The sequence below is a fragment of the Stenotrophomonas sp. 278 genome (assembly GCF_003935715.1).
Lineage (GTDB): Bacteria > Pseudomonadota > Gammaproteobacteria > Xanthomonadales > Xanthomonadaceae > Stenotrophomonas > Stenotrophomonas maltophilia_AH.
Genome location: NZ_RHPP01000004.1, coordinates 57001 through 81621, shown reverse-complemented (window position 1 = coordinate 81621; position 24621 = coordinate 57001). Strand labels below are relative to the sequence as shown.

21 protein-coding genes are annotated in these 24621 nt (G+C 65.1%); 14 read left to right on the top strand and 7 right to left on the bottom strand.

Going from position 1 to position 24621, the window contains the following annotated elements; translation table 11 throughout:
• Nucleotides 1–122: 122 nt before the first annotated feature.
• A complete protein-coding gene (locus EGJ34_RS01535) occupies nucleotides 123–614 on the bottom strand; it encodes a hypothetical protein (RefSeq protein ID WP_125358402.1) in 492 nt (163 codons plus the stop codon).
• A gap of 530 nt (nucleotides 615–1144) precedes the next feature.
• Here EGJ34_RS01535 and cyoA point away from each other — a divergent pair.
• From cyoA to cyoD, 4 genes are read left to right on the top strand one after another with little or no spacing between them, the layout of a single operon-like run.
• A complete protein-coding gene (gene cyoA / locus EGJ34_RS01530) occupies nucleotides 1145–2179 on the top strand; it encodes a ubiquinol oxidase subunit II (protein WP_125358400.1) in 1035 nt (344 codons plus the stop codon).
• 8 nt (nucleotides 2180–2187) lie between these two features.
• Entirely contained in the window at nucleotides 2188–4185 is a 1998-nt protein-coding gene (gene cyoB / locus EGJ34_RS01525) for a cytochrome o ubiquinol oxidase subunit I (protein ID WP_125358406.1), read from the top strand.
• The gene (gene cyoC, locus EGJ34_RS01520; RefSeq protein WP_125358398.1) at nucleotides 4182–4820 is read left to right on the top strand and encodes a cytochrome o ubiquinol oxidase subunit III; all 639 of its coding nucleotides are present in this window, start codon (nucleotides 4182–4184) and stop codon (nucleotides 4818–4820) included. The genes cyoB and cyoC overlap by 4 nt, the downstream gene beginning before the upstream one ends.
• Nucleotides 4820–5167 (top strand): cytochrome o ubiquinol oxidase subunit IV, encoded by a 348-nt coding sequence (gene cyoD, locus EGJ34_RS01515; protein ID WP_125358396.1) that lies wholly within the window; start codon nucleotides 4820–4822, stop codon nucleotides 5165–5167. Before cyoC ends, cyoD begins: the two co-directional genes overlap by 1 nt.
• A gap of 461 nt (nucleotides 5168–5628) precedes the next feature.
• On the opposite strand, the gene EGJ34_RS01510 is transcribed toward cyoD, so the two are convergent.
• Nucleotides 5629–7683, bottom strand: coding sequence for a bifunctional diguanylate cyclase/phosphodiesterase (locus EGJ34_RS01510; RefSeq protein WP_125358394.1), 2055 nt, complete (start codon nucleotides 7681–7683; stop codon nucleotides 5629–5631).
• Between the two features lie 161 nt (nucleotides 7684–7844).
• Between EGJ34_RS01510 and radA the strand changes: the two genes are divergently transcribed.
• Nucleotides 7845–9221, top strand: a complete 1377-nt coding sequence (radA, locus tag EGJ34_RS01505; protein ID WP_125358392.1) for a DNA repair protein RadA — start codon at nucleotides 7845–7847, stop codon at nucleotides 9219–9221.
• A gap of 204 nt (nucleotides 9222–9425) precedes the next feature.
• On the opposite strand, the gene ccsA is transcribed toward radA, so the two are convergent.
• A complete protein-coding gene (gene ccsA / locus EGJ34_RS01500) occupies nucleotides 9426–10217 on the bottom strand; it encodes a cytochrome c biogenesis protein CcsA (protein ID WP_125358390.1) in 792 nt (263 codons plus the stop codon).
• 180 nt (nucleotides 10218–10397) lie between these two features.
• Here ccsA and ffh point away from each other — a divergent pair, with 180 nt between their 5' ends.
• The 7 genes from ffh (at nucleotide 10398) to rplS (ending at nucleotide 16120) form a co-directional block, all read left to right on the top strand.
• Complete coding sequence (gene ffh / locus EGJ34_RS01495) at nucleotides 10398–11777, top strand: signal recognition particle protein (RefSeq protein ID WP_125358388.1); 1380 nt, start codon at nucleotides 10398–10400, stop codon at nucleotides 11775–11777.
• A 76-nt stretch (nucleotides 11778–11853) separates the two neighbouring features.
• Nucleotides 11854–12930 (top strand): nitronate monooxygenase, encoded by a 1077-nt coding sequence (locus EGJ34_RS01490; protein ID WP_125358386.1) that lies wholly within the window; start codon nucleotides 11854–11856, stop codon nucleotides 12928–12930.
• Complete coding sequence (locus EGJ34_RS01485) at nucleotides 12927–13715, top strand: aminotransferase class IV family protein (RefSeq protein WP_125358384.1); 789 nt, start codon at nucleotides 12927–12929, stop codon at nucleotides 13713–13715. Before EGJ34_RS01490 ends, EGJ34_RS01485 begins: the two co-directional genes overlap by 4 nt.
• Nucleotides 13716–13944: 229 nt before the next feature.
• Nucleotides 13945–14205: a 30S ribosomal protein S16 gene (gene rpsP, locus EGJ34_RS01480; protein WP_125358382.1), complete on the top strand. Its 261-nt coding sequence runs from the start codon at nucleotides 13945–13947 to the stop codon at nucleotides 14203–14205.
• Nucleotides 14206–14247: 42 nt separating this feature from the next.
• Nucleotides 14248–14760 (top strand): ribosome maturation factor RimM, encoded by a 513-nt coding sequence (gene rimM / locus EGJ34_RS01475; protein ID WP_125358380.1) that lies wholly within the window; start codon nucleotides 14248–14250, stop codon nucleotides 14758–14760.
• 4 nt (nucleotides 14761–14764) lie between these two features.
• A complete protein-coding gene (gene trmD / locus EGJ34_RS01470) occupies nucleotides 14765–15523 on the top strand; it encodes a tRNA (guanosine(37)-N1)-methyltransferase TrmD (RefSeq protein ID WP_125358378.1) in 759 nt (252 codons plus the stop codon).
• A 189-nt stretch (nucleotides 15524–15712) separates the two neighbouring features.
• Entirely contained in the window at nucleotides 15713–16120 is a 408-nt protein-coding gene (rplS, locus tag EGJ34_RS01465; RefSeq protein WP_125358376.1) for a 50S ribosomal protein L19, read from the top strand.
• A 168-nt stretch (nucleotides 16121–16288) separates the two neighbouring features.
• Here the strand turns inward: rplS and EGJ34_RS01460 are convergent, their stop codons facing one another.
• Entirely contained in the window at nucleotides 16289–17764 is a 1476-nt protein-coding gene (locus tag EGJ34_RS01460; RefSeq protein ID WP_125358374.1) for an MATE family efflux transporter, read from the bottom strand.
• A gap of 259 nt (nucleotides 17765–18023) precedes the next feature.
• Here EGJ34_RS01460 and EGJ34_RS01455 point away from each other — a divergent pair, with 259 nt between their 5' ends.
• Nucleotides 18024–18230 carry a hypothetical protein gene (locus EGJ34_RS01455; protein ID WP_125358372.1) on the top strand — a complete coding sequence of 69 codons (207 nt, stop codon included), beginning with the start codon at nucleotides 18024–18026 and terminating at the stop codon, nucleotides 18228–18230.
• Between the two features lie 9 nt (nucleotides 18231–18239).
• Nucleotides 18240–18647, top strand: coding sequence for a S4 domain-containing protein (locus EGJ34_RS01450; protein ID WP_125358370.1), 408 nt, complete (start codon nucleotides 18240–18242; stop codon nucleotides 18645–18647).
• Between the two features lie 111 nt (nucleotides 18648–18758).
• Here the strand turns inward: EGJ34_RS01450 and katG are convergent, their stop codons facing one another.
• The 3 genes from katG to mutS form a co-directional block, all read right to left on the bottom strand.
• Nucleotides 18759–20972, bottom strand: coding sequence for a catalase/peroxidase HPI (gene katG, locus EGJ34_RS01445; protein WP_125358368.1), 2214 nt, complete (start codon nucleotides 20970–20972; stop codon nucleotides 18759–18761).
• A 174-nt stretch (nucleotides 20973–21146) separates the two neighbouring features.
• On the bottom strand, nucleotides 21147–21767 hold the full coding sequence (locus EGJ34_RS01440; RefSeq protein WP_221740368.1) for a DUF937 domain-containing protein: 621 nt from the start codon (nucleotides 21765–21767) through the stop codon (nucleotides 21147–21149).
• A 263-nt stretch (nucleotides 21768–22030) separates the two neighbouring features.
• Nucleotides 22031–24586, bottom strand: coding sequence for a DNA mismatch repair protein MutS (gene mutS / locus EGJ34_RS01435; RefSeq protein WP_185750032.1), 2556 nt, complete (start codon nucleotides 24584–24586; stop codon nucleotides 22031–22033).
• Nucleotides 24587–24621: the final 35 nt, after the last annotated feature.

Here is a 24621-nt window from a genome sequence, read left to right as displayed (position 1 = left end):
TCTACGCTTTGACATGAACACTCCTCATGGCCTGGATCGGCCTTCTTGTAAGTGTCCGTGAAAACGGGGGTGAACCCTCCCTACGAGGAGATGGTCGGTGGTTCAGCCGGGCAAGCCCGGCTCTACGATCCTGTGATCTGGCGGCAGGTATGGGTTGGTTGGGGTGACGATGCGGACCGCTGCAGGACGTCATTCGTCGCAATTACCAGGATGTCGTTGTTATCGGCTTTGTGTATCAGGTCCACTTCCTCCCACTTGAGTGCGTCGCCCTGTAGTTCGGCGCGGATGAGGAGAATTGCACCATTCCGGTTGCTCTGTACTGCTAGTACGGCCGTGTTGCCTACAGCGGTGCCGATCAATGTGCCGTCGTCGATCTGGCGCAGGTTGACCAGGGCTCCCCCGAAGTCGCCGCACAGCCGGTTGCCCTCCTGGACGACGCTGATGTCAAACCCGCCGCAGTCCAGCTTGGGGTTGGTGCGGTCGCACCATTTCACGTGCCAGTCTCCGCTGAAGCCGGCCGTGGGTGGCGACTTTGGGGTGGAGGCGCAGGCGGGGAGGGTGGCTGTTCCCAGTGCGAGGCTGGCGGCCATGATTGAGTGTTTGATGAGAGTCATTCTCAAGTGCGGCATCGGTGGTCCTTTTCCGTGAGGTGCGGCTTTGGGGAAGTCTACTGAGCCGTTGCGGGGATGCCTGTAGGGGAAGTCTGGATCTGATTCAACGTGGTGCCCGGGCGATCCGGTGGACGGGCATGGCCCGTCCCTACGGATGGTCGGTGGTTCAGCCACGCAGGGCGTGGCTCTACGGATCACTGTAGTGACACGCCATGCGTGTCACCGCGGTGCAGGGCGATCCGGTTGTTCAGTTTCCCCGCCGCTTGACCCATTCATGTCTATACAACATCATGCGCGGTCGCTTCAGGCCCCTGCGACCCCTGCGCGCACCCCGTGCGACAACGTGTCGCAGCCGAAAAACGGCCATTCTTGCGCCGGATCATTGTCAACGCTCTTCTTAAATGGTGCGTGACGGCATAAAATTATAGGGCTGACATGTACGTCCACCGTGCGCGACCCCAGGTCGGGCACATCCGGTCTTGGCCGGTGTGGGTGCGCTTGACCTGGCATTCCCTACGCAATTGGATCGACCGATGATTCCGTTGAAAACCCTTGGGCGCTTCCTGCGTCCGGGCCTGCTGTTTGCTTTGTCCGTGTTCCTCACGGGCTGCAACTCGGCCATTCTTGACCCGAAGGGCCAGATCGGCCAGGACGAAAAAACCCTGCTGATCACGGCAACGGTGCTGATGCTGCTGGTCGTTGTGCCGGTCATCATCATGACCCTGGCCTTCGCCTGGAAGTACCGCGCTACCAACACCAAAGCCCGTTACGAGCCGAACTGGTCGCATTCCACCGCGATCGAAGTGGTGGTGTGGTCGATCCCCTGCATGATCGTGCTGGTGCTGGCCGTGCTGACCTGGCGCTCCTCGCATGCGCTGGATCCGTACCGTCCGCTGGAATCGGACAAGAAGCCGGTAGTGATCGAAGCCATTTCGCTGGACTGGAAGTGGTTGTTCATCTACCCGGAAGAGAACATCGCGACGGTCAACGAAATCACCTTCCCGGTGAACACCCCGCTGAACTTCAAGATCACGTCCGATTCGGTGATGAATGCATTCTTCATCCCGCACCTGGGCAGCATGATCTACTCGATGACCGGCATGGAGACCAAGCTCCATCTGATCGCCAACGAGACCGGCGAATTCCCGGGCATGTCCTCGCACTACAGCGGCGCGGGCTTCAGCAAGATGCACTTCACGGCCCACTCGGTCACCGAAGAGCAGTACCAGCAGTGGCTGGCCAAGGTGCGTGCTGAAAACACCACCCTGAACAAGGACGCCTTCAACGCCCTGGTGGCCGAGAAGAACCACGACTGGCACCCGGTGACCTACTTCGGCAACGCCGAAACCGGTCTGTTCAACTGGGTGGTCGAGAAGCACATGGGCGACAACCAGCACTACGGCATGGACCACAAGGGCAAGGACCACGCGGCGATGTCGCATGGTGCGGGCCATGAAGGCCATGAAGGCCACGAAGGCCACGAAATGCCGGCCGCTGAGCACGCCGAACACACTGCAGACGAGCACGCCGCCGCCGGTCACGCCGGCCACGCAGGCTCGGGAGAATAAGCATGAATCTGTTGGGTAAACTGACATTCGCTGACATCCCGCACGACCCGATCATCATCACCACGCTGGTCGGCGCGGGGATCGGTGGTCTGCTCCTGCTGGCGGTCATCACCAAGTTCAAGCTGTGGGGCTATCTCTGGAAAGAGTGGTTCACCTCGGTCGATCACAAGAAGATCGGCATCATGTACCTCATCGTGGCCTTCGTGATGCTGCTCCGCGGCTTCGCCGACGCCATCATGATGCGTGCCCAGCAGGCCATCGCCGTCAACGGCGCTGAAGGCTTTCTGCCGCCGCACCACTACGACCAGATCTTCACCGCCCACGGCGTGATCATGATCTTCTTCGTGGCGATGCCGCTGATCACCGGCCTGATGAACGTCGTGGTGCCGCTGCAGATCGGTGCCCGCGACGTGGCCTTCCCGTTCGTGAACTCGCTGAGCTTCTGGCTGTTCGTGGCCGGTGCCGGCCTGATCATGATCTCGCTGGGCGTCGGTGAGTTCGCACAGACCGGTTGGCTGGCCTTCCCGCCGTTGTCGGGCAAGGAGTACAGCCCAGGGGTCGGTGTCGACTACTACATCTGGGGTCTACAGGTCGCAGGCCTGGGTACAACCCTGAGCGGCATCAACTTCTTCATCACCATCCTCAAGATGCGCACCCCGGGCATGAACCTGATGCGCATGCCGGTGTTCACCTGGACCGCGCTGGTCACCAACGTGCTGATCATCGCCGCCTTCCCGGTGCTGACCGTCACCCTGGTGCTGCTGACCCTGGACCGTTACCTGGGCACGCACTTCTTCACCAATGACGGTGGCGGCAACGCCATGCTGTACATCAACCTGATCTGGATCTGGGGTCACCCGGAGGTGTACATCCTGGTCCTGCCGGCGTTCGGTGTGTTCTCGGAAGTCATTGCAACCTACTCGCGCAAGGCGCTGTTCGGTTACAAGGGCATGGTGTACGCCACTGCCGCCATCGGCGTGCTGTCGTTCATCGTGTGGCTGCACCACTTCTTCACCATGGGTTCGGGTGCCAACGTGAATGCCTTCTTTGGCATCACCACGATGATCATCTCCATTCCCACAGGTGTGAAGATCTTCAACTGGCTGTTCACCATGTTCCGTGGCCGCGTGCAGTTCACCGCACCGGTGCTGTGGACCATCGGCTTCATGGTCACCTTCACCATCGGCGGCATGACCGGCGTGATGCTGGCCATTCCGGCCATCGACTTCGTGCTGCACAACAGCCTGTTCCTGATCGCGCACTTCCATAACGTGATCATCGGCGGCGTGGTGTTCGGCATGTTCGCGGGCATCACCTACTGGTGGCCGAAGATGTTCGGCTTCCGTCTGAATGAAACCTGGGGCAAGCGCTCGTTCTGGTGCTGGTTCATCGGCTTCTATGTGGCCTTCATGCCGCTGTACATCCTGGGCTTCATGGGCATGACCCGTCGCATGCAGAGCTACCCGAACCCGGAATACCAGCCGTTCCTGATCGTCGCCGCCGCCGGTGCCGCCATCATCGGCCTGGGCATCCTGTGCCAGGTCATCCAGGTGGCCGTGTCGATCCGCGACCGCAAGAAGACCGCCGACCTGACCGGCGACCCGTGGGATGCCCGTACGCTGGAGTGGGAAACCTCTTCGCCGCCGTCGTTCTACAACTTCGGTACGCTGCCGACGGTCACCGGCCTGGACGACTTCTGGGAGCGCAAGCAGCGTGGTGAAGCATGGCCGCGTCCGGAGAAGTACAGCGACATCCACATGCCGCGCAACACCGGTACCGGTGTGGTGATCGGTGCCTTCAGCCTGGCCTTCGGCTTTGCCATGATCTGGCACATCTGGTGGCTGGCCATCGTGGGCCTGCTCGGCATGATCGGTACCTACATCTGGCGCACCTTCGACAAGGACACGGATTACTACGTGCCGGCCGCCGAAGTTGAGCGGATCGAAACTGAGCACCGCCGTCACCTGCAGGCGCAGGGTCTGGTGAAAACGGAGTTCAAGGCATGAGCAGCAATACCTCCACCCTGAACCATGGGCACGCCGCGCACGCGGCGGCCCACGGCCATGACGACCACGAGCACCACGACACCGGCGGCAACACCGTCTTCGGTTTCTGGGTGTATCTGATGAGCGACTGCCTCATCTTCGCCAGCCTGTTCGCGACCTACATCGTGCTGGCGGGCGGTACCGATGGCGGCCCGACCGCCAAGGAACTGTTCGACCTGAGCTTCGTCGCGTGGGAAACCACGCTTCTGCTGGTCTCTTCGCTGACCTTCGGCCTGGGCATGATCGCCATGCACAAGGCCAAGGTGGGCCAGATGTACCTGTGGCTGGCGATCACCTGGTTGCTGGGCCTGGGCTTCATGATCATGGAAGTCTGGGAGTTCAACCATCTGATCCACCAGGGCTACGGCCCGGACCGTAGTGCGTTCCTGTCGGCGTTCTTCGCGCTGGTGGGTACCCACGGTCTGCACGTGAGCGCTGGTCTGCTGTGGCTGCTGATCATGTTCATCCAGATCAAGCAGAACGGCCTGACCGCCACCAACAAGACCCGCCTGGCGTGCCTGAGCCTGTTCTGGCACTTCCTGGACCTGATCTGGATCGGCGTGTTCTCCGTCGTCTACCTGAAGGGAGCGCTGTAATGGCACACGACAATCACGCCCATCACGATGGGCACGGCGTGGGTGGTGAAAGCCACGGCAGCGTCAAGAGCTACCTGGTTGGCTTCCTGCTGGCCGCTGTCCTCACCATCATCCCGTTCTGGGCAGTGATGAAGGGCGGTCTGCCGACCTTCACCACGGGCGTCATCATCATCGTGGCGGCGATCCTGCAGATCTTCGTGCACCTGATCTTCTTCCTGCACCTGGACCGCTCGTCGGAACAGCGCTGGAACGTCAGTGCCGCGGCCTTCACCGTGGTGGTCATCGGCATCATCGTGGCCGGCACCCTGTGGGTGATGCACAACATGAACGTGCACATGATGCACTGAGGTCGGTAGGTCACGACCGTTGGTCGTGGCGCACGCAAAACGACCCACGCAGAAGGGCCACCCGCAAGGGTGGCCTTTTTGCTTACGGGTCTGCTCGAACGGCGGCGCTTCAATTGTTCCCTGCTGGGGCGGCCGCCAGGCAACCCCGCTCCGGGACACGCCGTGAACCCATCCATGGGGGCTACTCCACGGCATCCATGCCGTGGAGTGTCCCTCCGGGGGTTACCTGGCGGCCGCCCCGGATGGATCGCGCCAATGCGGACCGAAACGCGTCCCGCATCGCGATCAACGAAACGACATGGAAATCGCAGATGGGGCGTGGGGCCGGGGTAGCGTCGGTCGACAGACGACGGCCGTGAACGGCTCAACGTTCTTTAACGACGCGAATCAAATCGACATACGCTGCCGGCGCGCGCATGCGCCACATGCACCATGGGCCGGCCAACGGCCGGCGCAACCGGTTACGCGTGGCGCAGGAACGCCTCGGCATCCATCGGCCTGCCCAGGTGATACCCCTGCAGCAGGTCACACCCCAGCTGGTTCAGATACTGCTGCTGCCCGGCCGTCTCCACACCCTCGGCCACGATCCGCAGCTGCAACGAGCGCCCCAGCGCGATGATCGACGACACAATCGCCGCATCTTCACTGTTGTCTTCCAGCTCACGCACAAACGCCCGGTCAATCTTCAGCTCGGTCGCCGGCATGCGCTTCAGATACAGCAGGCTGGAGTATCCGGTACCAAAGTCATCGATCGAGATATGCACGCCCATCGCGGTCAGCCCGTGCAGAATGAGCATGCTGGCTTCCACGTCCTTCATCGCCGTGGTTTCGGTCACTTCCAGGGTCAGGAAGCGTGCCTCCAGCTGATGCCGCGCCAAGGTCTCGCGCACGGTATCCAGCAGGTTGCTCGACGCAAACTGCACCGGTGACAGGTTCACCGACATGGTCCAGCTGTCATGCCCGGCATCGTGCCACGCGCGCAGCTGCGCACAGGCGGCATCCAGCACCCACTCACCCAACGGCAGGATCAAGCCGCTGCGTTCGGCCATCGGAATGAAGGTGTCGGGTGAGAGCAGCCCGAGTTCCGGGTGCTGCCAGCGCACCAGGGCTTCGGCTCCGATGATGTCCGAACCGGCGGCGAGGAACTTGGGCTGGTAGTGCAGCACCAGTTCTCCGCGCGGAATGGCCCGCCGCAGGTCCTGCAGCAGGCGCAACTGGCGGTTGGCGGTGACCTGCAGTGACTCGGTGAAGAAGGTGTAGCCGTTCCGGCCGGTTTCCTTGGTGTGGTACATCGCAGCGTCAGCGTGCGCCATCAGTTCGCGCTCGCTGCTGGCGTCGTCCGGATACAGCGCAATGCCGATGCTGGTGCTGACCTGCAGTTCCAGCGCGTCGATATGGAACGGCTCGGCCACGCAGGCCAGGATGCGCTCGGCGACCACCGCTGCGTCTTCGGGTTCTTCAATCTGGAACACGATGACGAATTCGTCGCCGCCCAGCCGGGCGAACGTGTCCTGCGCACGCAGCAGGCCGGCCACGCGTTGGGACATCTCCACCAGCAGCCGGTCGCCCAGCTGGTGACCGTAGGCGTCATTGATCGCCTTGAAACCGTCGAGGTCGCAGAACATCACCGCAAAGGGGAAGTTGCGGCGGCGGGCCTTCTCGATCGTCTGCTCGATGCGGTCCTGCAGCAGCATGCGGTTGGGCAGCTGGGTCAGGGGGTCGTGCAGGGCGGCCTGCAGCAGTTTCCCGTTGGCCTTGGCCAGCGAATCGGCGAGCAGGCCGGTGCGCGCCCGCATCTGCCGGTCAAATACCGAGGCGATCAGTGCGATGCCCAGCGTGGCCAGGGTGGTGACAATGACCAGCACTGCCAGCCATTTGCTGTCCACGCCGTTCTCGCCGACCGCGCCGCAGATGCTGCCGGGCGGGAATTCAGCGGCAGCCATGCCGGTGTAGTGCATGCCGATGATGGCAAAGCCCATGACAACCGAGGCAAGACCGCGCAGCAGCATCGGGTGGCGGGTTTCCGAGCGCAGCCGGAAAGCGATCCACAACGCCGCGCCGGCGGCCACGATGGCGATCACGATGGACAGCGCCAACCAGCCCAGGTGGTACTCGATGCCGGGTTCCATGCGCATGGCCGACATGCCCAGGTAGTGCATCGCGGCCACGCCCAGGCCCATCAGCACCGCGCCGGCGGCCAGCCGATACCAGGGCAGGATCTTGTGCGACACCAGCCACAAGGCATAAGCCGAGGCACCGACGGACACGGCCAGCGAGTACAGGGTGATGGCCAGGTCGTAGCCCATCGGAATGCCGAGGTCGAAGGCCAGCATGCCGATGAAGTGCATGGACCAGATGCCCAGACCCATGGCGCAGGCACCGCCGGCCAGCCACCAGCGGGCGACCTTGCCTTCGGTGTTGGCCACGCGCGCGGCCATGTCCAGGGCGGTGTAAGAGGCCAGGATGGCGACCAGCAGCGAGAACACGACAAGACTCTGGCTGTAGGTGCCGGTCATGGGGGGAAAGCCTGATTGTGTGGGGGGAAGGCGCAGGGGCCCGCTCCCGGTATCGGCCGGGCGGGCCAACGCTTGAGTGAAATCGTTTCCAGCGTCTTAGGGTGTGCGACGCGGGTGGGCTATCCTGCGGCTCACAAGATGAACCGGAAGTGGAAGCGAGAATGGCCAAGCGGCTCACCGCCTATGTCTGCAGCGAATGCGGCGCGGAATACAGCAAGTGGCAGGGGCAGTGCACCGAGTGCGGGGCCTGGAACGTGCTCAGCGAGATCACCCTGGAAAGCGCCACCGCGGCCAAGTCGCCGGCCTCGCGCCGCTCCGGCTGGGCGGGCAAGGTGGATGCGCCCAAGGTGATGGCGCTGAAGGACGTGCAGCACACCGAACACCAGCGGGTCACTACCGGTATCGGCGAGTTCGACCGGGTGCTCGGCGGCGGACTGGTGGAGGGCGCAGTCATCCTGGTCGGCGGTGACCCGGGCATCGGCAAGTCCACGCTGCTGCTGCAGGCGGTGGCGAAGATGGCCGCGAACCTGCCGGTGCTGTACATCACCGGTGAGGAATCGCTGTCGCAGGTGGCCGGTCGCGCGATCCGCCTGGACCTGCCGCTGGAGGGCGTCAACGCGCTGGCCGAAACCCAGGTCGAGGCCATCCTGCAGCACGCCAGCAGCAACAAGCCGCGGCTGATCGTGGCGGACTCGGTGCAGACCCTGTGGACCGAATCGCTCACCGCCGCACCGGGCTCGGTGAGCCAGGTGCGCGAAAGCGCGGCCCGATTGGTGCGCTTTGCCAAGGAGACCGGCACCGCCGTGTTCCTGGTTGGTCACGTCACCAAGGAAGGGGGCATTGCCGGCCCGCGCGTGCTGGAGCACATGGTGGATGCGGTGCTGTACTTCGAAGGCGAGAGCGGCAGCCGGTTCCGCCTGCTGCGTGCGTTCAAGAACCGCTTTGGCGCGGTGAACGAACTGGGCGTGTTCGCGATGGGCGAAAAGGGGTTGAAAGAGGTGTCCAATCCTTCGGCCATTTTCCTGTCCGGGGGCAGCACGCGGCAGCCAGGCAGCTGCGTGATGGTCACCCGCGAGGGCACGCGCCCGTTGCTGGTGGAAGTGCAGGCGCTGGTGGATGCTTCGCCGCTTTCAAACCCGCGCCGCGTAGCGGTGGGTCTGGAGCAGAACCGGTTGGCCATGCTGCTGGCCGTGCTGCACCGTCACGGCGGGGTGCTGGTGGGCGACCAGGACGTATTCGTCAACGTGGTGGGTGGCATTCGCGTGCAGGAAACGGCGGTGGATCTGCCCGTGCTGCTGGCGGTGTTGTCGTCGCTGCAGGACCGGCCGCTGGCGGAGAAGACCATTGCATTTGGCGAGGTGGGGCTGTCCGGGGAAATTCGTCCGGTGCCGAACGGCGAAGACCGCTTGCGCGAGGCGGCCACGCATGGGTTCAAGCGCGCGATCGTGCCGAAGGCGAATGCGCCGAAAACCGGCAGCGTGAAGGGCATGGAGGTGATTGCGGTTGAGCGTCTGTCCGAGGCCATCGAAGCCGCCTGACGCAACGTCGCGCGGTTGTGTGGGAATCAACGAAACCGTAGAGCCACGCCCTGCGTGGCTGCACCGCGGTGCCAGAGACATGCGTAGAGCCACGCCCTGCGTGGCTGCACCGCGGTGCCAAACCTGGTCGAAGCCACGCAGGGCGTGGCTCTACGGGCGGTTGCAGACAAAGGGTAGGTGCCGACCGTTGGTCGGCACGACGCATCAGCCGCGCTTGAAGACGAGCTCAATCGCAAACCGGCTGCCAAAGAACGCCAGCCCCAGCAGCACCATCGCGGTCAGCGTCCAATGCACCGCCTTCACCCCGCGCCAGCCGTAGCGGCGGCGACCGATCAGCAGCACCCCGAACACCACCCACGACAGAATGCTGAGCACGGTCTTGTGCACCAGCTTCTGCGCCAGCAGGTCATCCACGAACAGCACGCCGGTCACCAGCGTGAGCGTGAGCAACGCAAAACCCACCGCGATCACCCGGAACAGCAGTGATTCCAGATCCGCCAGCGGCGGCAGGGCGCGCAGCCAGGGACGGAAATCGCGCCGGCGAAGCGCGCGCTCCTGCAGCCACAACATGATCGCGAGCAACGCGGCGATGCTCAGCGTGGCGTAGGCCAGCAGCGCCAGCCAGGCGTGGGTGGCGAGTTGCCAGCCGAGCGCGCGGCTCGGTTCATGGCCGTAGGCGTGGTAACCGCAGAGCAGGGCCGCGGCGACGGGAAACACCACCACGCCCAACGCGGACATGCGCCCGCGTGCGCCCACCAGCGAGGTCAGCCAGGCCATGCCCAGGCCCACCAGCGACAGCGCGGCGAAGAAATGCATGTCCGGCCCGCCACTGGTGCGGATCGCCACCAGCGCGTGGTAGCCACCGTGCAGCAGCATGGCCGGCAGTGCCGGCCACAGCCACGTGGGCGAGCGGGCGGCGTCATCGCGGGCCACTGCGCGCACCAGCAGGGCGGTGGCGGTCAGGTAGAGCAGGGTCGCGATGAGAACGATTGTCATCGTGTCAGTTTCTCATACTGTGACGCCGTAGTGCCGGGCCATGCCCGGCAATTCCTGCGACCCGCAGCCGCATTGCCGGGCATGGCCCGGCACTACACGCCCCGGCGTGGCCGCGGGGCGACCCGGCGGACCGGCTATACTGTGCGTCTCTCTGTCTTTCGTTCTGAACAGGTTGCATCCATGTTCGAGTCCCTGACCCAGCGCCTTTCCGGCACCATCGAGCGCCTGCGTGGCCGCGGCCGCCTCACCGAGGACAACATCCGCGAGGCCACCCGCGAGGTCCGCATCGCGCTGCTGGAAGCCGACGTGGCGCTGCCGGTGGTGCAGGCCCTTGTGGAGCGCATCAAGGTGCGCGCCGTGGGCCAGGAAGTGCTGAAGTCGCTGACCCCGGGCCAGGCGCTGATCAAGATCGTCCGCGACGAGCTCACCGCAGTCATGGGCGCGGCTGCCAGCGACCTGAACCTCAATGTGCCGGCCCCGGCGGTCATCCTTATGGCCGGCCTGCAGGGCGCGGGCAAGACCACCACCGTGGGCAAGCTGGCCAAGCACCTGAAGGAAAAGCGCAAGAAGAAGGTGATGGTGGTTTCCGCCGACGTGTACCGTCCGGCCGCCATCGAGCAGCTGAAGACCCTGGCCGACCAGGTGGGCGTGCTGTTCTTCCCGTCCAGCGCCGACCAGAAACCGGAAGCCATCGTGCGCGCGGCCATCGACGACGCCCGCAAGTCATTCGTGGACGTGCTGCTGGTCGATACCGCCGGCCGCCTCGCGATCGACGAAGCGATGATGGTCGAGATCAAGGCGCTGCATGCCGCGATCAATCCGGCTGAAACGCTGTTCGTGGTCGACGCCATGACCGGCCAGGACGCCGCCAACACCGCCAAGGCCTTCGGCGAAGCGCTGCCGCTGACCGGCGTGGTGCTGACCAAGACCGACGGTGACGCCCGTGGCGGTGCCGCACTGAGCGTGCGTTACATCACCGGCAAGCCGATCAAGTTCGTCGGCGTGAGCGAAAAGCCGGACGGCCTGGATGTGTTCCACCCGGACCGCATGGCCAGCCGCATCCTCGACATGGGCGACGTGCTGTCGCTGGTGGAACAGGTTGAACAGCAGGTCGACAAGGACAAGGCCCAGAAGCTGGCCGAGAAGGTCGCCAAGGGCAAGAAGTTCGATCTGAATGACATGCGCGACCAGCTCGAGCAGATGCAGAACATGGGCGGCATCGGCGGCCTGATGGACAAGCTGCCGGGCCTGGGCCAGATTCCGGAACATCTGAAGCAGCAGGTCAGCCAGGGCAAGGAAGTGCCGCGCATGATCGCCATCATCAATTCGATGACCAAGAAAGAGCGCCGCAATCCGGGCCTGCTGAATGGTTCGCGCCGTGCCCGCATCGCGCGGGGTTCGGGCCTGACCCCGGCCGACGTCAACAAGCTGATGAAGCAGTATCAGCAGATGGAAAAGATGATGAGCAAGATGGCCGGCGGCGGCATGAAGGGCATGATGCGCAGCATGAAGGGCATGATGGGGGCCATGGGCGGCCGCGGCGGTCTGCCGTTCCGTTGAGGGTAGGGACGCGCCATGCGCGTCCGGGGCAGCCGGCGTATGCTGGGGGTGTTTTCCCCCAACCGGTGCGTCACGCATGAGCGACCCGCGAATTCTTGAACGCGCCGACAGCTTCTGTCGGCGTTTTTCGTTGCAGTCCCCGATTCTGCTGGCCCCGATGGCCGGTGCCTGCCCGGTGTCGCTTTCTGCCGTGCTGGCCAGTGCCGGCAGCATGGGGGCCATGGGCGCGGTACTGTCGCAGCCGCAGGACATCGTGGCCTGGATGAACGATTTCCGTGCGCAATCGTCCGGCCAGGCGCAGGTCAATGTGTGGATTCCCGATCCGCTGCCGGTACGCGACGCCGCCGCCGAAGTCGCCACCCGCGCTTTCCTCGCGCAGTGGGGGCCGGAGGTGGCGTCCAGCGCCGGTGATGCCGGTCCAGCCGATTTCGATGCCCAGTTCGACGCGCTGATCGCCGCGCACCCGGCGGTCGCCTCCACCATCATGGGCGTGTTCTCGCCGGCCCAGGTGCAGCGTTTGAAAGATGCCGGCATCGCCTGGTTTGCCTGTGCGACCACGCTGGCCGAAGCCCGCGCCGCCGAACAGGCGGGAGCCGATGCGGTGGTGGCGCAGGGCTTTGAGGCGGGTGGTCATCGCGGTGCGTTTGATCCGGACGCGGCCGAACGGCAGCTGGTGGGTCTGTTCGCACTGCTGCCGCGTCTGGCCGATCACCTGCAGGTGCCGGTGATCGCCGCCGGCGGGATTGCTGACGGGCGCGGTGTGGCGGCCGCACTGATGCTGGGAGCAAGTGCCGTGCAGGTGGGTACTGGCTTTTTGCGCACACCAGAATGCGCGATTGATCCGGCATGGTCAGCGGCGCTTTCGGAAGCCGAGCCGGAAGACACCTGGCCCACACGTGCCTTCAGCGGCCGGCTTGGGCGTGGTCTGGCCACGCCGTATGTGCGTGCCGCTGCCGCAGTGGATGCACCGCCGCCGCAGCCGTACCCGGTGCAGCGAGGCCTGACCGCACCCATGCGCGCGCAGGCCAACCGAGAGCATCGCATTGATGCGATGCAGGCCTGGGCCGGTCAGTCGGCATGGATGGCACCTGCACGACCGGCGGCAGAAGTGCTGCACACGCTGTGGCGCGACGCGCGGGCGCTGCTGGCATGAAGCACTACTGCAACGGGCGGCCGGCAACTGCCGACGACCTCGCCGGTGCAGTGGTGAACTACGGGCACTTCACCTCGCTGCAGGTGCGGAATGGCGCGGTGCAGGGCCTGGACCTGCATCTGCGGCGCTTGCGCCAGGGCACCAGCGAACTGTTCGGCAGCACGCTGGACGGCAGCCAGGTGCAGGCGTGGATTCTGGCGGCGTTGCACGCGGAAGGCGTGGTCGATGCATCGGTTCGCGTCACCGTGTTCTCGCGCGCATTCGACTTCCGCCAGCCGCTGCAGGTGCTTCCGGTGGATGTGCTGGTGGCGGTGGGTGCCCCGGTCACATTGCCGGCAATGCCGCGTCGCGTGCGCAGCGTGGTCTATCAGCGTGAGATGCCGCAGCTGAAGCACGTCGGTACCTTTGCGTTGTTCCAACACCGGCGGTTGGCGCTGCAGGCGGGTTTCGACGATGCGCTGTTCGTGGACGGGCAGGGGCGCGTGAGCGAAGGCACGACCTGGAATGTGCTGTTCGGGCGCGGCGATGAAGTGGTGTGGCCACAGGCCGAGGCGCTGCGAGGTACCCAGGAGCGGCTGCTGCAGGCCGGGTGGGGTGGGGTGCCGGTGCTGGAGCCGGTGCGACTGGCAGACCTGGGCGGATTTGATGCGGCAGTGGCCTGCAATGCGGCCGGGGTGTGGCCGTTGGCGGCGATTGACGGGGTGGGATTTGCGCGGTCGGAGGCGTTGTGCCGGAGGGCCGCGGTAGTGGTGGCGGCGACATCGTGGGAGCGTTTGGCGGATTGATTTCGTTCGGCACCGCCTGGGCCGGCCAACGGCCGGCGCTACCGCAGCATCCCGCGCGGTTCACCAATGCGCAGGCGTCCCCGGTAGCGCCGGCCGTTGGCCGGCCCACGCGGTGCATGCCCCGGTCATCTTCTGGGTCCGCCCACATCTTGGAATGCCCGGCCAGCCCCGCTATAATCGCCGGCTTACCGCGCCATCCTGGCGACTGGGCTACAGAGGAAATACCACCATGGTCAAGATTCGACTGACCCGCGGCGGCGCCAAGAAGCGTCCGTTCTATCACATCATCGTGACCGACTCGCGCAGCGCCCGTGACGGCCGCAACATCGAGCGCGTCGGTTACTACAACCCGGTGGCCCAGGGTGCCGAGCAGCGCATCGTGCTCGACCTGCCGCTGGTCGACAAGTGGGTGGCCAACGGCGCCCAGATGACCGACAAGGTCCGCAACCTGTACAAGGAAGCGACCAAGGCCCAGGCCGCTGCGGCCTGATCCTGAAGGGCCGCGCCTGGCGCGGCCCGTCGGCATACGCAGATGAAAGATACCGAGCGCCGCATCCTGCTGGGCAGGATTGTCGGCGCTTTTGGTGTGCGAGGCGAGATCAAGCTCGAGTCCTGGACCGAGCCGCGAACCGCCATCTTCCAATACCAGCCCTGGACGCTGCGGACTCCCGCTGGCCAGGAGAGCACCGTCAAGGGCGTGCGCGGCAAAGCGTCCGGCAAGCATATTGTGGCGGTGTTTCCCGAAGTGACCGACCGCGACGTGGTTGAGTCGATGATCGGAACCGAAATCTCCGTGCCGCGCAGCGCATTGCCGCCGCCGAAGCCGGATGAGTACTACTGGATCGACCTGGAAGGCCTGCAGGTGAAAACCGTGGACGGCGTCGAGCTGGGCCGCGTGTCGCATCTGTTCTCCACCGGTGCCAACGACGTGGTGGTGGTGCAGGGCAGCCGGGAGCGGATGATTCCGTTCGTGCAGCCGGACTTCGTCAAATCCGTGGATTTCGAGGCCAACCTGATCGTGGTCGACTGGGACCCGGAGTTCTAGTTCGATGCGTATCGACGTCATCACTCTGTTCCCGGAATTCATGGCGCAGTCGGCGTCGCTGGGCGTGGTCGGCCGTGCAGCCGAGCGCGGCCTGCTCGACCTGCACGGCTGGAATCCGCGTGACTACGCCGAGGGCAACTACCGTCGGGTGGACGACCGTCCGTTCGGCGGCGGCCCGGGCATGGTGATGCTGATCGAACCGTTGCGGGCGTGTCTGGCGGCGGCGAAAGCAGCCGATCCTGCCCCCGCGCCGGTGATCTACCTCAGCCCACAGGGCAAACCGCTCACCCAGGCCAAGGTGCGCGAACTGGCCGCGCTGCCGCGCATGATCCTGCTGTGCGGTCGCTATGAGGGCGTGGATGAGCGCTTCCTGGCGGCCGAGGTCACCGAGGAGATTTCCATCGGCGACTATGTGCTGTCGGGCGGCGAGCTGGGCGCGGCGGTGATTGTCGACGCCGTCACCCGGTTGCAGGAAGGCGCGTTGAACGACGCCGAATCTGCCGCCCAGGACAGCTTTGAAGGCCCGCAGGGCCTGCTGGACTGCCCGCATTACAGCCAGCCGGCGCAACATGAATGGGGCGATGTCCCGGACGTGCTGCGCTCGGGCAACCACGCCGCCATCGCCCGCTGGCGCCGCCAGCAGTCGCTGCTGCGGACCTCGCTGCGTCGCCCGGATCTGCTGGACGAAAGCCAGCTGTCCAAGGCGGACCGGCAGTTGTTGGCCGAGGCCCGTGAAGGCGTAGAGCCGGGCTTGCCCGGCTGAAGGGCCCCGTGATGCCGGGCAACCCCGGCACTACCAAACCGCCCGATAACCAGCTAGAATCGCGGATTCCCAATGGGCCCTTGACGCCCCTTGGTGGCTCCATACAAAAAAACGTGCAGCGCAATCCGGTGACTGCATGAGCCCACGTTGTCGAAACGACACACCCACCCGAACAATTTCGGTGCACCCATGAGCAAGCTGAACAAATCCATCCTTTCGGACTTCGAATCCGCCCAGATCTCCCGCGAGCTGCCGAAGTTCAGCCAGGGTGACACCGTCGTCGTCAACGTGAAGGTGAAGGAAGGCAACCGTGAGCGCGTCCAGGCCTATGAAGGCGTGGTCATCGCGATCAAGAATGCCGGCCTGAACTCCTCGTTCACCGTCCGCAAGATCTCGCACGGCTACGGCGTCGAGCGCGTCTTCCAGACCCACAGCTCGATCATCGACTCGGTCGACGTGAAGCGTCGTGGTAAGGCCCGCGGTGCCAAGCTGTACTTCCTGCGTGGTCTGGAAGGCAAGGCTGCCCGCATCAAGGAAGATCTGGCTGCCGCTGCGCAGGCCAAGGCTGCCCGCCTGGCCGCCGAAAAGGCCCAGTAATTCCCGACAACGCAAGTTGTCCCGCAACGGCCACCTTCGGGTGGCCGTTTGCGTTTGTGAGCCATCGTTCGTGGTGCACGGTTGTGCGATTCCTCGTAGAGCCACGCCCTGCGTGGCTTCGACCATGGTGGGCTTCACGCGCAGCCACGCAGGGCGTGGCTCTACGGGTCAGGTGGGCATGGCCGGCGGTCGACTGGGATCCGGATCATGATCCGCCACCGGCGAGGGCGGCTGTGCCGGCACTTCAGCCGGCGAAGCGGCCACCTCCTCACGGTGACTCGGCAGCATGCGCGCCTTGCGCCAGCCGCCCCAGCGGTAATACGCCAGCGACAACAACATCGCGCACAGCGAGCTCACCGGGAAACTCCACCACACCGCGTCTGCGCCCAGCCGATCCTGCATCAGCTCGGCAAACGGCACCCGCACGCCCCACAGCGACGCAGCCAGGATCAGTAGCGGCGGAATCACCGCACCGGTCGAACGCACCACGCCGGAAATGACAAAGCTCACGCCGAAGAACAGGAACGACCAGATCGCGATGTGGTTCAAGTGCCGCGCCACATCCAGCGCTTCACTGCCGCTGGGCAGGAACAGTGCCAGCGTGTAACGGTCCAGCAGAATCAACGGCAGGATCAACAGCCCGGTCAGTGCGAAGTTGAACAGCACGCCGCTGCGCGCGGTACCGCGTACACGGTCCCAACGCTGCGCGCCCACGTTCTGCGCTGCCATTGAAGAACACGCCGCACCAATCGCCATCGCCGGCATCTGCACATAGGTCCACAGCTGCAGCGACGCACCGTACGCCGCGGCGGTGTCGGTGCCGTAGTGATTGACCATCGTCATCATCATGATCATCGACAGCGAGATCAGCACCATCTGCAGACCCATCGGCACGCCTTTCACCACCAGCGCCTTCAGGATCTCCAGGTCCACTTTGAACAGGGCCATGTCCTTGCGACCCAGCCACAACACGTGGCGCTTGTTGCGCATGTACCAGAGCAGGCCGATCAGCGAGAGCGTCTGTGCGATCAGCGTCGCCCAGGCCGCACCGGCAATGCCCAGTTCCGGGAAGGGGCCCAGGCCGAAGATCAGGAGCGGATTGAACACGATGTCCAGCAGCACCGACACCAGCAGGAAGCGGAACGGCGTGCGTGAATCGCCCACCCCGCGCAGCGCCGAACTGAGGAACGCGAACGCGTACAACGTGGGCATGGCCAGAAAGATCACGCGCAGGTAGGCCTCGGCCAACGGCAGCGAAGCGGCGGGTGTGCCCATTGCCGCCAGCAGCGGGCGTGACAGCCACCAGCCGGCCACCGCGATCACCGCAGACAAGCCGATGAAGAAGGTCGCACTCGTACCCATCACTCGTCGCGCCTGGGCGGTGTCCTTCGCGCCCATCGCCTGGCCGATCAGGATGGTCGCCGCCATGCCGATGCCAAACACCGAACCGATCAGGAAGAACATGATGTTGTTGGCGTTCGCGGTGGCGGTCAGTGCCGCCTCGCCGAGGAAGCGCCCGACCCAGATCGCGTTCACTGAACCGTTCAAGGACTGGGCGATGTTGCCGGCCAGAATGGGCAGGGCAAACAGCAGCAGGTTGCGCCCGATCGGGCCGGTGGTCAGGTCAAGCGGCGCTTTGGCCATGTGTGAAGAAGGTCGAGGCGGGTCAGGCGCACACTAGCACTACGCCTGTCAGTGGGATATCGCGATGCGCAAGATGGCCCGCCGCTCACCCAAACCGGCCGCTGGATACCCGGTCGGCCCGGAATGCATGGAGGCGAATGCTTTTGTAGAGCCGGGCTCTGCCCGGCTGCCGTTGGTGCGAACGCCTGCCCAGCCGGGCAGAGCCCGGCTCTACGTGACTGCATCATCTGCCCAGCCGGGCAGAGCCCGGCTCTACGGATTGTCGGCCTTGATTGTGCTCCTGCTGGCCGCATATACCTCTACAGACCGCCTGCGCGACACCCAGGTGCGGCCGATGGACCGACCGGAGTGCCAGGTCGGAACCCAGCGTCGCGATCTGGACGCCGGCGTGCCCACCCTGATCGGCGGCACCGGCTGCCGCAGCGACCCGTCCAATCCCCGCCCCCTGAACAAACGACCCGAGTAACCCGTACCGATGACCGAACTTTCCGTACCCGTGCCGAGTGTCCGCCTGGACGTATGGTTGTGGGCGGCGCGCTTCTTCAGAACCCGCAGTCTGGCCAAGCAGGCCATCGAGACCGGCAAGGTCGATGTGGCCGGGCAGCGCCCGAAGTCCTCACGCGCGGTGCGGGTGGGCGAGCAGCTGCAGATCAGCCGCGGCGAGGAGCGTTATGAGGTCAACGTGCTTGGGTTGAGCGATCAGCGTGGTCCCGCACCGGTAGCACAGCAGCTGTATGCGGAAACCGATGCGTCCAAGGCCCGCCGCGCCGAGCAGCGCGCCCAGCGCGTGGCGATGCGTGACGGGTTCCAGGCACCGGAGCATCGCCCGGATAAACGCGCGCGGCGGCTGATCCGCGCGCTGGGTGACCTTGACGCGATGTAACGCCGCACGGTGTGCGGCACACGACCAACGGTCGTGTGCTACCGGATTTTTCAGTTTCTGTGATGCGCACGGTAGCGCACGACCGTTGGTCGTGCGCCCCGAAAACCACAATCACCGGTGCAGGTCGTACCGGTCCAGCTCCATCACCCGTGCCCACGCGGCCACGAAGTCCTGCACGAACTTCCTGCCACCGTCCGCACTGGCATACACCTCGGCCAACGCGCGCAGCACCGAGTTCGAACCGAACACCAGGTCGGCACGCGTGCCGGTCCACGAACCCTTGCCGCTGCTCTCGTAACCGTCGCCCTTGGCCTTCCACTGCGTGCCCATATCCAGCAGGTTGACGAAGAAGTCATTGCTGAGCGTGCCGGGACGATCGGTAAACACACCGTCTTTGCTGCCATCCACGTTCGCTCCGAGTACGCGCAGGCCGCCGACCAGTACGGTCATCTCCGGCGCGGTCAGCGTGAGCAGCTGCGCCTTGTCGATCAGCAGCGCTTCGGCGGGCACGCTGAAGCGACCGCGCACATAGTTGCGGAAGCCATCGGCGGCCGGTTCCAGCACCGCGAACGATTCCACGTCGGTCTGTTCCTGGCTGGCATCGGTTCGGCCCGGGTTGAACGGCACGGTGACGTCGTGGCCACCGGCCTTGGCGGCCTTTTCCACACCCACCGCACCACCGAGCACGATCAGATCGGCCAGTGATACCTCGCCCTTGAAGCCGCTCTGGATTTTCTCCAGCGCGGCCAGCACCTTGGCCAGCTGCTGGGGCTGGTTTACCGCCCAGTCCTTCTGCGGAGCCAGGCGGATACGCGCACCGTTGGCACCGCCGCGCTTGTCCGAGCCACGGAAGGTGGACGCCGAGGCCCAAGCGGTCGACACCAGCTCGGACACACTCAAACCGCTGTCGGCGATCTGCTGCTTCAGCGTGGCGATGTCCTGCGCGCTGATCGGAGTCTTCGGCGCTTCCGGCAGCGGGTCCTGCCAGATGAATTCTTCGCTCGGAACTTCCGGTCCCAGGTAACGTGCACGCGGACCCATGTCACGATGGGTGAGCTTGAACCATGCACGCGCGAAGGCATCGGCGAACGCCTGCGGATTGGCGAGGAACTTCCGCGAGATCTGCTCGTAGATGGGATCGAAGCGCAGCGAAAGGTCGGTGGTGAGCATGGTCGGGCGATGCCTCTTCGACGGATCGTGCGCGTCGGGAATCACGGCCTCGGCATCCTTGGCCACCCACTGGTGTGCACCGGCCGGACTCTTGGTCAGTTCCCATTCGTGCCCGAACAGAATCTGGAAGAAATCATGGCTCCACTTGGCCGGGGTGCGGGTCCACGTCACTTCCAGACCGCTGGTGATGGTGTCACCGCCCTTGCCGCTGCGGAACTTGTTGGCCCAGCCCAGGCCCTGGCTTTCCAGCCCGGCTGCCTCGGGTTCGTGACCCACATTGTCAGCCGGGCCTGCACCATGGGTTTTGCCGAAGGAATGGCCGCCGGCAATCAGCGCAACGGTTTCCTCGTCGTCCATGGCCATGCGGCCGAAGGTGTCGCGGATGTCCAGCGCCGCCTTCAGCGGATCCGGGTTGCCGTCCGGGCCTTCCGGATTCACGTAGATCAGGCCCATCTGCACGGCGGCCAACGGGTTCTCAAGCTTGCGCGAGTGGATGTCGCCGTCGGCATCATCATCGGATACGAGTACGCCGTGGTCTTCCACCACACCCTCCGAGCCATGCGCATAGCGCACGTCGCCGCCCAGCCAGGTGGTCTCGCGGCCCCAGTACACGTCCTGGTCGGGTTCCCAGGTATCCGGGCGACCGCCGGCAAAGCCCAGCGTCTTGAAGCCCATCGACTCCAACGCGACGTTGCCGGTGAGGATCAGCAGATCGGCCCAGGAAATGGCCTGGCCGTATTTCTGCTTGATCGGCCACAGCAGGCGGCGCGCCTTGTCCAGGCTGACGTTGTCCGGCCAGCTGTTGAGCGGAGCGAAGCGCTGCTGGCCACGACCGCCACCCCCGCGACCGTCACCGATGCGGTAGGTGCCAGCGCTGTGCCACGCCATGCGCACGAACAGCCCGCCGTAGTGACCAAAGTCGGCCGGCCACCACTCCTGCGAGTCGGTCATCAAGGCTTTCAGGTCCGCCTTGAGTGCGGCGTAGTCGAGCTTGGCGAAGGCGGCGGGGTAATCAAAGTCTTCCGAAAGCGGGTTGGAACGGGCGGAATGCTGGTTGAGCAGGTCCACGCGCAGTTGCTGGGGCCACCAGTCTCGGTTGGTGGTGGCGTCGCCGACGACGGCGTGGTTGAACGGACACTTGGCTTCGCTTTTCATCGGTATCTACCTGTGTACTGGCGAGAGAGGGAGTGGCCTCGCGAACAAGGCATGTGGGAGTGCCTTGACGATAGTGAACGTTGCTCGATAGGTAAAATCGATTGATTCTTCCGTATTGATAGGTGGCATCTATCAAGAGTGACCGGGCCGCAGGGGGCCCGGCCACGGTGAGGCTCAGCGTTTGCCGCCGAGCAGGCCGAGCACGTCGTTGACCCCGAATTTGCCGTCGCCGTCCTGGTCGAGAACGCCACCGAGCAGGTCGCCGATGCCGCCGCCGCCGGTCTGGCGGTTCTCCTCGCCGAGGGCCTGGCTGAGCTGGGTGGAGTTGCCCTGCTGGGCAAAGCGTTGGGCCAGGAATGACATCACGATCGGGGCGAGGATGGCCAGCAGCTGGCCGGACCGACCGCTGTCCAGACCGGTCTTCTGGCCCAGCAGGTTGGCGGCCTGGGGCGTCTGGCCGCCGAACACATGGCCGAGAATGCCCATGCCGTTGGTGGCGGGGCTGCCACCGCCACCCCCCAGTACAGCACCAAGCAGCCCGCCGAGGTCGAAACCGCCTGAGCCGGCAGCGCCGCCGCTGAGGTGGTCGCGCTGCAAAGCGTTGAGCAGAGACTGTGCACCCTGGGGTTGGCTGGCGTTGTTGGCCAGGCCGCCCATCAGCAGCGGCAGGGCGGCACTGATTGCCTGCGAGGCCTGGCCGCTGTCCATGCCCAGTTGCTGGGAAACCTGCTGGAGGGCAGGTCCGTTCTGCAATTGCGAGAAGAGCGAAGCAGTGAGCGATTGCGTGTTCACGATCGACTCCTTGGGTCCAGGGGTGGGGGACCGGCGGAGCATAACGCCGCGTGCACTAAAGGAATGCGAAGGCTTCACGCGCCCGGCCCGTGGCCGGCCACCCGACCAACGGTCGGGTGCTACCGGATTCGCCCCATCAACGATCGGGTCATACCGGTCCACCCGACCAATGGTCGGGCGTTACCGGATTCGCCCCATCAACGATCGGCTCGTACCAGGTCAGCCCGATCAATCTGGCCGGTAGGTCACGACCGTTGGTCGTGACCTCACAACAACCCCTTCAACCGGTACAACGCCTCCAGCGCCTGCTTGGGCGTCAGCTCATCCGGATCAATCGCAGCCAGCGCCTCCTGCGCCTTGTTCGACGGTGTCGTAAACAGCCCGAACTGCTGTGGCGCATCCAGCGCCTGTGGGGCCATCGTCGCGGCCACGCTCTCGCCACCCCGCTGTTCCAGCTCGGCCAGCCGCCGTCGAGCCTGCGCCACGGTCGCTCGCGGCAGGCCAGCCAGGGCGGCCACCTGCAGACCGAAGCTGCGGTTGGCCGGGCCATCCTTCACTGCATGCATGAACACCAACTGCTCGCCGTGCTCCACGGCATCCAGATGCACGTTCGCAATGCCACTGGCACCACCTTCATGCTGCTCGTCAGCCAGCGCGGTCAGCTCGAAATAGTGCGTGGCAAACAGGGTGTAGCAGCGGTTCTGGTACGCCAGGTGGCGCGCCACTGCATCGGCCAGTGCCAGGCCGTCATAGGTGGACGTGCCGCGCCCGATCTCGTCCATCAGTACCAGCGAGTGCTCGGTCGCGTGATGCAGGATGTAGCTGGTTTCAGACATTTCCACCATGAAGGTGGACTGCCCGCGCGCAAGATCATCGCCCGCGCCGATGCGGGTGAGGATGCGATCGATCGGGCCGATCACCGCGCGGCTGGTCGGCACGAAGCTGCCAATATGCGCCAGCAGCACGATCAGCGCGTTCTGGCGCATGTAAGTGGACTTACCGCCCATGTTCGGGCCGGTGATCACCAGCATGCGGCGGTCCGGATGCAGGTCCAGGTCGTTCGGCTCGAACGGCTGTTCGCGCACCGCTTCCACCACCGGGTGGCGGCCGCGTTCAATGCGCAGGCAGGGCGCGGTTTCCAGTTCCGGTCGCGCCCAGTCCAGCGCCTGCGCGCGTTCGGCAAACGCGGCCAGCACGTCCAGTTCGCTCAATGCGGCGGCGCACTGCTTCAGTGGCTCCAGATTCGCACCCAGCGTGTCCAGCAGCTGTTCGTACAGCAGCTTCTCGCGCGACAGCGAACGCTCGCGCGCTGAAAGGACCTTGTCCTCGAAGGACTTCAATTCTTCGGTGATGTAGCGCTCGGCATTGGTCAGGGTCTGGCGGCGGGTGTAGTGCACCGGTGCCTTGTCCGACTGACCCTTGCTGATTTCAATGTAGTAACCGTGCACGCGGTTGTAGCCGACCTTCAGCGTGGCGATGCCACTGCTGGCGCGCTCGCGTTGTTCCAGGTCGATCAGGAACTGATCGGCGTTGGTGGACAGGCGACGCAGCTCATCCAGCTCGGCATCGAAGCCCTCGGCAATCACGCCACCATCGCTGAGCTTCAGCGGCGGGGTCGGCGCAATCGCGGTTGCCAGCAGGTGCGCGCTTTCGTCGTGCTCGCCCAGCGAGGCATGCAGCGCCTGCAGGCGAGGGGAGTCCAGCTTGCCGAGCACCGCGCGCACCTCCGGCAGCAGCGCCAGGCCATCACGCAGGGTGGAGAAGTCACGTGGACGCGCCGAGCGCAGTGCCACGCGGGTCAGAATGCGTTCGAGATCGCCCAGCGCACGGAACGCATCGCGCACGTCGCCATCCGCGCCGCGATCAATCAGCGTGGCGACCGCGTCGTGGCGCTGCACCAGTACCTCGCGCAGGCGCAGCGGGCGATGCAGCCAACGCCGCAGCAGGCGGCCCCCCATCGGCGTCACCGTTGTGTCGAGCACGCCGAGCAGGGTATTGCGGGTGTCACCGTCGACGCGCGTATCCAGTTCCAGATGGCGGCGCGTGGCCGCGTTCATGGCAATGGCTTCGCTGGCGGTTTCCGTCGCAATCGCGGTCAGGTGCGGCAGACGCTGCTTCTGGGTTTCCTCCACATATCCCAGCAGTGCGCCGGCCGCAGCGGTTGCACGCGGCTTGTCGTCGATGCCGAAGCCGGTCAGGTCGTGGAGCTTGAAGAAGTTCAGCAGCTGGCGACGGCCGCTGTCAGCATCGAACAGCCACGGCGCACGGCGGCGGATGCCGCTGCGGTGCTTCAGGAATTCCGGCCAGTTTTCTTCGTCGGGCACCAGCAGTTCGGCCGGTTCCAGGCGGGCCAGTTCGGCCTCCAGGGCGTCGTCGGTATCGACCTCGTTGACCAGGAAGCGTCCGCCAGCCAGATCGGCCCAGGCCAGCCCGTAGCCCTGCTTGTTGCGCGAGAGCGCCATCAGCAGGGTGTCGCGCCGCTCGTCCAGAAGGGCCTCGTCGGTCACCGTGCCCGGGGTGACAATCCGCACCACCTTGCGTTCCACCAGTCCCTTGGCCAGGGCCGGGTCGCCGATCTGTTCGCAGATCGCCACCGATTCACCCAGTGCCACCAGCCGCGCCAGATAGCCTTCATAGGCATGCACTGGCACGCCGGCCATCGGGATCGGCGCGCCGCCCGAGCTGCCGCGCTGGGTCAGGGTGATGTCCAGCAGCCGCGCCGCCTTGCGTGCGTCGTCGTAGAACAGCTCGTAGAAGTCCCCCATGCGGAAGAACAGCAGCAGGTCCGGGTAGTCGGACTTGGCTGCGAAGAACTGCTTCATCAGCGGGGTGTGTTCAACGGGCTTCTGGGTCACGC

Bases quoted from the DNA above. Each gene is read 5' to 3' on its own strand.
- EGJ34_RS01535 (WP_125358402.1), bottom strand. From the start codon at position 614: ATGACTCTCATCAAACACTCAATCATGGCCGCCAGCCTCGCACTGGGA.
- cyoA (WP_125358400.1), top strand. From the start codon at position 1,145: ATGATTCCGTTGAAAACCCTTGGGCGCTTCCTGCGTCCGGGCCTGCTG.
- cyoC (WP_125358398.1), top strand. From the start codon at position 4,182: ATGAGCAGCAATACCTCCACCCTGAACCATGGGCACGCCGCGCACGCG.
- cyoD (WP_125358396.1), top strand. From the start codon at position 4,820: ATGGCACACGACAATCACGCCCATCACGATGGGCACGGCGTGGGTGGT.
- EGJ34_RS01510 (WP_125358394.1), bottom strand. From the start codon at position 7,683: ATGACCGGCACCTACAGCCAGAGTCTTGTCGTGTTCTCGCTGCTGGTC.
- radA (WP_125358392.1), top strand. From the start codon at position 7,845: ATGGCCAAGCGGCTCACCGCCTATGTCTGCAGCGAATGCGGCGCGGAA.
- ccsA (WP_125358390.1), bottom strand. From the start codon at position 10,217: ATGACAATCGTTCTCATCGCGACCCTGCTCTACCTGACCGCCACCGCC.
- ffh (WP_125358388.1), top strand. From the start codon at position 10,398: ATGTTCGAGTCCCTGACCCAGCGCCTTTCCGGCACCATCGAGCGCCTG.
- EGJ34_RS01490 (WP_125358386.1), top strand. From the start codon at position 11,854: ATGAGCGACCCGCGAATTCTTGAACGCGCCGACAGCTTCTGTCGGCGT.
- EGJ34_RS01485 (WP_125358384.1), top strand. From the start codon at position 12,927: ATGAAGCACTACTGCAACGGGCGGCCGGCAACTGCCGACGACCTCGCC.
- rpsP (WP_125358382.1), top strand. From the start codon at position 13,945: ATGGTCAAGATTCGACTGACCCGCGGCGGCGCCAAGAAGCGTCCGTTC.
- rimM (WP_125358380.1), top strand. From the start codon at position 14,248: ATGAAAGATACCGAGCGCCGCATCCTGCTGGGCAGGATTGTCGGCGCT.
- trmD (WP_125358378.1), top strand. From the start codon at position 14,765: ATGCGTATCGACGTCATCACTCTGTTCCCGGAATTCATGGCGCAGTCG.
- rplS (WP_125358376.1), top strand. From the start codon at position 15,713: ATGAGCAAGCTGAACAAATCCATCCTTTCGGACTTCGAATCCGCCCAG.
- EGJ34_RS01460 (WP_125358374.1), bottom strand. From the start codon at position 17,764: ATGGCCAAAGCGCCGCTTGACCTGACCACCGGCCCGATCGGGCGCAAC.
- EGJ34_RS01450 (WP_125358370.1), top strand. From the start codon at position 18,240: ATGACCGAACTTTCCGTACCCGTGCCGAGTGTCCGCCTGGACGTATGG.
- katG (WP_125358368.1), bottom strand. From the start codon at position 20,972: ATGAAAAGCGAAGCCAAGTGTCCGTTCAACCACGCCGTCGTCGGCGAC.
- mutS (WP_185750032.1), bottom strand. From the start codon at position 24,586: ATGAAGCAGTTCTTCGCAGCCAAGTCCGACTACCCGGACCTGCTGCTG.